Below are 4,772 nucleotides of genomic sequence, written 5' to 3' on the forward strand. Positions count from 1 at the left end.
TATTGGAGTACGCGCAGGTTCCCCCGGCCCCGCCTGACGCCTCATAGCCGCATTTCAGCAGGCAGATGGCACTCTCAGCCCCGTTCACTCGATGGTGTGGGATCTCCGCAGTAGCTCGCGGATTCCATGAGTTGTCTTCGTAATCTGCGGCCTTGTGTCGGATTCGGAAAGTCGCGTGCTCACCCTCGTACGCTCCGCCCCAGACCCGTCGGCGGAGGTGGACGCCGCCGCGGTGTCGGTCGACACCGGGCTGGCGGATGTGGTCACGCTCCAGCGCCGGCGGCAGGCTCGGGTGTCCGAGCAGGACGAAGAGAGCTTCTTCATCGACACGCTCTCCGAGTACCAGTGGGCCCGGGACTCCGCTGGCCTCGCGATGTCGACGCTGGATTCCCTGATCAAGCCCGTGATCGAGGTCTGCGACTACTACGGCACGGTGCCCTGGAAGCTCACACCGCGGCAGGTCGACAAGTACTTCGCCGGGCCGGGCAAGCGGGCGCACTCGACGCTGCGGCAGAAGATCAACCGGATCGACGGGTACTTCGCCTTCCTCGAACAGCGGTACGCGGGCGAGATCATGCGCCGCTTCGGGGCGAGCGTGGATTCGCCGATCGATCCGTTCAACCGCCCGAAGCACCGGGGCGACTTCGGACTGCGCATCCCGCCGTCGCAGACGGCGCTGAAGGACTTCTTCGCCCGCTGGCGCGAGGACCTGGCGAGCCACCGGAAATACCTGGTGGCCTGCCGCGACTACGTGATGACGAAGATCGCCTACCTGTCCGGGGTCCGGGCGGCCGAGCTCTGCGGCGTCTGCATCGGAGACGTCCACTGGGAGCACGGTCAGTGGGGCCGCTTCCTGGTGCACGGCAAGGCCGCCCGAGGGTCCGGCCCGCGGCAGCGGGAGGCGTATCTCTTCCAGGAGGGCCGCGATCTTCTGTGGTGGTACATCGAGGAGATCCGCGGCGAGTTCGGTGACGACGCGGACCACCCGCGGGCCCCGCTCTGGCCCTCGGAGCGCAAGCCGAAGGCGGTCGCCGCGCTGAACCTGCCGATCGCCCCGGCGATCACTCCCTCGACGTTTCGCAAGCATCTGCACGACGCGGCAGCCGCCTACCTGACCGGCCCGGTCACCGACCTCCACCCCCATCTCCTGCGTCACGCCTGCGCGACCCACAACTACGAGCGCGGGATGAGCCTTTGGGAGGTTCAGAAGGTCCTCGGTCACGACTGGGCGACCACGACACTTCGGTACATGGCGACCGCCCATGCCGATCCCGAACATGCAAACCTTGCCGCCAGCACCGAGGCGGCTCAGCGTCTGGTGATGGACAAGGGGAACCTGCGGTGAAGTGGAATCTGCGGATGGTGGCCGCGCAGCGCGATCTGTGGAGGCCCACTGAGGTGTTGGCCGCGTTCCAGGAGGTCGGGTTCAGCCCGTCGCTGAGCAAGGTCGCAGCGATGTGGGGCGGCACCCCGATCTCCGTCCGTCTGGACGACCTGGACAAGATCTGCGCGGCCCTGAACTGCACGCCCGGCGACCTCTTGCAGGCCGAGCCCCTGGACGCGGCCCAGGCGCCACCGGAGCACGGACAGAGGGCAGTCGGCGCCGAGGAGACGAGGCCCGGACCGGTGCGGCCGACCCCGCGCAGTGGCCGGCGGAGCGGTCCGCGTTCGCTCCCCCCGAACTGAGCGGCCATGGGGTGGAAACCACGCGACTCCCGGCAGTGTCAGGCGTGCTTGGGCTGGGGAACGCTGGACTCCCGGCGGTTTTGCTGGGGCTGTCAGAAGTGGCGGAAGAAGTACCTTGAGCTGGGTATTTGCGGCCGCTGCCGGCACGAGGACCACATCGGGCCCGATGGGATCTGCCGCCCCTGTCTCCAGGCGGTCCGGCTCGATGACGATGCCGAATGGGTTATGGCTCCCGAGGTCGCCAAACCGCGCGACCGCCAGCTCCTGCTGATCTTCCGGCGGTTCGCGGTGACCAACGCCATGCCGTTGAAGAAGTCGACCAGCGGCGGCAGACGCGAGCTGAACCGGTGGAAGCAGAAATGGGCCGCCAGGGACGCGGTCGACCGCGACGACCCGGCGATGCTGCCGCCGACCGTCCGCGGCCAGCAGGCCTTGTTCGAGATGAAGCGGGCGGAGATGTCGATCGACACCGTCCGCCGCATCCTCGCCCGGCCTCTGGAGGGCTACGAGGAGGCCGCCACCGAGGTGGCCGCGTTCGCCGGCGAGTACGGCCTGAGCCATGCATGGGTTCGCCAGGTCGCGGACATGATCCGCCTGGCCCTGGCCATCCGGGACGCCGACGGGCACGACTTGGTGCCCGAGGAAGTACTCGATGAGCTGCCGCAGTACTGGACCCCGGTCGGGAAGATCCTGAAGCGGGCCGGGATGCTCCAGGCCCGGCAGACGCCGGCACCACCGAGGCGGAGACGGCCCCCGAAGTCCGGCTACGTTCCGACCCCACCCCCTCCGCTGCCGCCATCCCCACGGTCCTGCCGGGACTGCGACGCATGGATGACCGGCGTCCACAAGCACCGCTGCCATGCGTGCCAGAAATGGCACGGCAAGCACAAGAACCGGCCCCTCGGCCAGTGCGAACGCTGCCACCGTGAGGGCCTGCCGCTGAAGGCCGGGCACTGCCGCGGCTGCTGCCTCCACGTGAACATCAACGGGCTGGCCGCCGAGAAGGAGCCGTTCACCCAGCTGTGGTTCGCAGACCCGTTCTCCGCCGGCCTGCGGGTCCTGCGCGGCCAGCTCGGCTACGAGCTGTCGAGCAAGCATCCCTACCGAGACCGGCAGGTCGCCGAACGGCGGGCCGCCCGCATCCCACTCGTCCCCCAGCCCGCCTTCCCGGGCCAGGAACCGCTGTTCGCGATGCGCAGGGACTGGACGCCGCTGCTGGACATCAACCGGCGCCACGAGAGGCTCCCGGAGCTGACCGAGCCCGCACAGCAGCTGGCCGACGAGTTCGTGACCATGATGCGTGACCAGCAGTGGGACCTGGACCAGCGGGTCGCCCACCTGCGGCCCCTGGTCATCCTGCTGTCCTGGCTCGGCGCCGATGCCCCTATCCGGGAGGCCGACGTGGTCGAGCTCTCCCGCCAGGACGTGAACCTGTCCGCCAGGCGCGTCTGCCAGTTCCTCAAGGCCCGCGGCATGCTCGTCGAAGATCCCGCGCTCCACCGGGACCGGGACTACGAGTGGATCGAGCATGCCCTGGCCGGGCTGCCGGAACAGATCGCCATGGAAGTACGCGCCTGGGTCACCGTCCTGCGCGGGCAGGGCCGACGCGAGCATGAGCCTCGCAGCTACTACAACATCCGCAGCTACTTCACGGTCTTCAAGCCGACGCTGGAGAGCTGGATAGCCGACGGCGTCACCAGTCTGCGGGAGATCACCAACGACGACATCAAGAAGGCTGTCGGCGCCCGCCAGGGCAACCCGGCCCGTTCTCTTCACGTCGCGCTCCGCAGCCTGTTCCGGGCACTGAAGCAGGAGCAGTTGATCTTCCGGAACCCAACCCGGGGCGTGGTCGTCGGCGGCGTCCAGACCCTTCCGCCATCCCTGCCCTCCGACGTCCTCGCCGGGCTACTCGACCGCTCGAACAGCACCGCCGGTCGACTCGCGCTCGCCCTGGTCGCCGTCCATGCCCTGCCCCCTCACGAGATCCGGCACCTGCTGACGGCCGACCTCGACCTTGCCAAGGGGCACCTCATCGTCCGGCGCGGCCTGCGACGCCACACCGTCCACCTCGAAGAGTTCACCCAGACCATCGCCACGGAGTGGCTCACCGAACGGCACCGCCGCTGGCCCGGCTCCACCAACCCCTACCTGCTGGTCAGCCAGCAGAGCGCGATGCACTCCGAGCACCCACCGGTCACCGCCACCATGCTTAAACGGACCTTCCGCGAACTGAACGCCTCGATGTCACAGCTTCGGCAGGACCGCATCCTCCACGAAGCCCGCAAGTCCGCCGACCCCCTCCGCCTCATGCGGCTGTTCGGCATCAGCGATACCACCGCCATGCGCTACATCACCGCCGCCCACCCCGAACGCACCTCGAAAATTCCCCGCTGAACGACCACATTGAAAGCCTGAGTAGCGAGCCGTCCTCGAGGGCGTGAGCCCGAGGCTTGGCGAGCGTCAGTCTTCCGCCCGGGTCTCGGCCGCTGACGCCTGAGCGTCCCCATCGTGGGCAACCTCTCGGCCCACGTCTTCAGCGAGCCGGGCTGCGACCGGAAGCGAAAACGCTAGGAGGACCTCAAACCAGGCCACGGTCATCGGAGACACCACGTCGGTCTCGCTGGCCAGTGACGTCAGGGAGAACATCAACACCATGACCTGCCCGCCATAGCCCCCGTGGCCTACCAGCGACAACATGCCGTCGCGTCGCCGGTTGCGCTCAAGCGCCCAGCCCCGTTTCCGCAGACGGGTATAGACAACAGCGGCGACCATCTGGACGACGGCTAACACCGCAGCGACGCCTGCAACGGCTACCCAAAACGACTCGTGATAGTGCGGCATGGCGCACATCATGCCTTCTCAGCAGGGCGTCATGTCGCCTGCTGCGAAATCCGTTCGGCCACCGTTCGATGGTGAGGCACTCTGAGGCACTGACTGGGCGTCTTTGAACCTCCGCCGGAGTGATCACGGGCGTCTCCATGGGCAGTTGGTCGCCTCCAACTCACCTCTCGAACCCCTAAAAATCGGCAACCCCGCGCAGGTTCCGCACTCGTCCGCATCCAGGAATCTGCGAACCCGCGCGCTTC

Annotated in this window: 4 protein-coding genes; 3 read left to right on the forward strand and 1 reads right to left on the reverse strand. The window is 67.9% G+C overall.

Annotated elements, in window-relative coordinates; genetic code table 11:
- The first annotated feature begins 175 nt into the window (after nucleotides 1–175).
- The 3 genes from ACFYZJ_RS39285 (at nucleotide 176) to ACFYZJ_RS39295 (ending at nucleotide 4,080) form a co-directional block, all read left to right on the forward strand.
- Complete coding sequence (locus ACFYZJ_RS39285) at nucleotides 176–1,345, forward strand: tyrosine-type recombinase/integrase (protein WP_388577170.1); 1,170 nt, start codon at nucleotides 176–178, stop codon at nucleotides 1,343–1,345.
- Nucleotides 1,342–1,686 carry a helix-turn-helix domain-containing protein gene (locus ACFYZJ_RS39290; RefSeq protein ID WP_388577173.1) on the forward strand — a complete coding sequence of 115 codons (345 nt, stop codon included), beginning with the start codon at nucleotides 1,342–1,344 and terminating at the stop codon, nucleotides 1,684–1,686. Before ACFYZJ_RS39285 ends, ACFYZJ_RS39290 begins: the two co-directional genes overlap by 4 nt.
- A gap of 225 nt (nucleotides 1,687–1,911) precedes the next feature.
- The gene (locus tag ACFYZJ_RS39295) at nucleotides 1,912–4,080 is read left to right on the forward strand and encodes a hypothetical protein (protein ID WP_388577176.1); all 2,169 of its coding nucleotides are present in this window, start codon (nucleotides 1,912–1,914) and stop codon (nucleotides 4,078–4,080) included.
- 66 nt (nucleotides 4,081–4,146) lie between these two features.
- On the opposite strand, the gene ACFYZJ_RS39300 is transcribed toward ACFYZJ_RS39295, so the two are convergent.
- On the reverse strand, nucleotides 4,147–4,527 hold the full coding sequence (locus ACFYZJ_RS39300) for a hypothetical protein (RefSeq protein ID WP_388577179.1): 381 nt from the start codon (nucleotides 4,525–4,527) through the stop codon (nucleotides 4,147–4,149).
- Nucleotides 4,528–4,772: the final 245 nt, after the last annotated feature.

Source organism: Streptomyces sp. NPDC001848 (assembly GCF_042891915.1).
Taxonomy (GTDB): domain Bacteria; phylum Actinomycetota; class Actinomycetes; order Streptomycetales; family Streptomycetaceae; genus Streptomyces.

Coding starts and splice junctions, on each gene's coding strand:
- ACFYZJ_RS39295 (WP_388577176.1), top strand. CDS start 1,912: ATGGCTCCCGAGGTCGCCAAACCGCGCGACCGCCAGCTCCTGCTGATC.
- ACFYZJ_RS39300 (WP_388577179.1), bottom strand. CDS start 4,527: ATGCCGCACTATCACGAGTCGTTTTGGGTAGCCGTTGCAGGCGTCGCT.